General features: G+C 63.8%; 1 protein-coding gene. It reads left to right on the top strand.

Translation table 11 applies throughout. From position 1 onward, the window contains the following. The coding region (locus EN991_RS36990) for an AMP-binding protein (RefSeq protein WP_127370565.1) at nt 1–1175 on the top strand (1175 nt) is incomplete at its 5' end. Nucleotides 1176–1178 lie beyond the last annotated feature (3 nt).

Below are 1178 nucleotides of genomic sequence, written 5' to 3'. Positions count from 1 at the left end.
TCGTCGCGTCTACGCAAGCGCCATCCAGCCATACGCCGGATGGCGCTGCCTCCTTCGAGGATTGTCTCAAGGTCGCGCCCGTGCCCATTCGCCATGGCGGGATCGATATCGACCTCGCCATGCTGATCTACACCTCGGGCTCCACCGGCCGCCCCAAGGGCGTGATGATGACGCATCGCAATATCGATGCCGCGGCCGAATCCATCACGACCTATCTGCGCAACACCCGTGACGACATCATCCTCAATGTCCTGCCCCTGGCTTTCGACTACGGCCTCTATCAACTGCTGATGGCGACGAAGCTCGGCGCGACGCTCGTCCTCGAAAAATCATTCGCCTTTCCGCAGGCCATTTTCGAGCGCATCCGCGCCGAGAAGGTCACCGGTTTCCCGCTGGTGCCGACGATGGCGGCGCTGATCCTGCAGATGCGCGATTTGGCGCCGGGTTTCCTGCCGAGCCTTCGCTATATCTCGAACACCGCCGCCGCCCTGCCGCCGGTGCATATCGCCCGGCTGCGCGAGCTGTTCCCCGGCGTACGGCTCTTTTCCATGTACGGTCTGACGGAATGCAAGCGCTGCACCTACCTGCCCCCGGAGGAGCTGGACCGCCGGCCGGGTTCCGTCGGCATCGCTATTCCCAACACGGAAGCGATCGTCGTCGACGATGAGGGCAACCGCGTGCCACCGGGCGTGGCGGGCGAGTTGGTCATCCGCGGCCCGCATGTCATGCAGGGCTATTGGCGCAACGACGTGGCCACGGAGCAGATGCTGCGTCCCGGGCCGCATCCCTGGGAAAAGCGGCTCCACACCGGTGACCTGTTCCGGACGGACGAGGACGGCTTCCTTTATTTCGTTGGCCGCAAGGACGACATCATCAAGACGCGCGGCGAAAAGGTCGCCCCGAAGGAAGTCGAAACTGTGCTGCACGCCCATCCAGGCATCGTGGAAGCCGTGGTGACCGGCGTGCCGGATCCGGTGCTCGGCCACGCCATTGCCGCCCTCGTCGTTCTCTCGGACGAGACCCTGAGCGAGCGGGACATCATTCGCTACTGCGCCGTTCATCTCGAGGATTTCATGGTGCCGAAGCTCATCGAGTTCCGCCGCGAGTTGCCGAAGACCGATACCGGAAAGGTCAGCCGAAGGCTGGCGGCCGAAACGTTGGGGACTGCAGAATGAACC

It is taken from the genome of Mesorhizobium sp. M7A.F.Ca.US.005.03.2.1 (assembly GCF_003997795.1).
GTDB lineage: Bacteria > Pseudomonadota > Alphaproteobacteria > Rhizobiales > Rhizobiaceae > Mesorhizobium > Mesorhizobium ciceri.
This window is presented reverse-complemented; position numbering and strand designations above follow the sequence as displayed.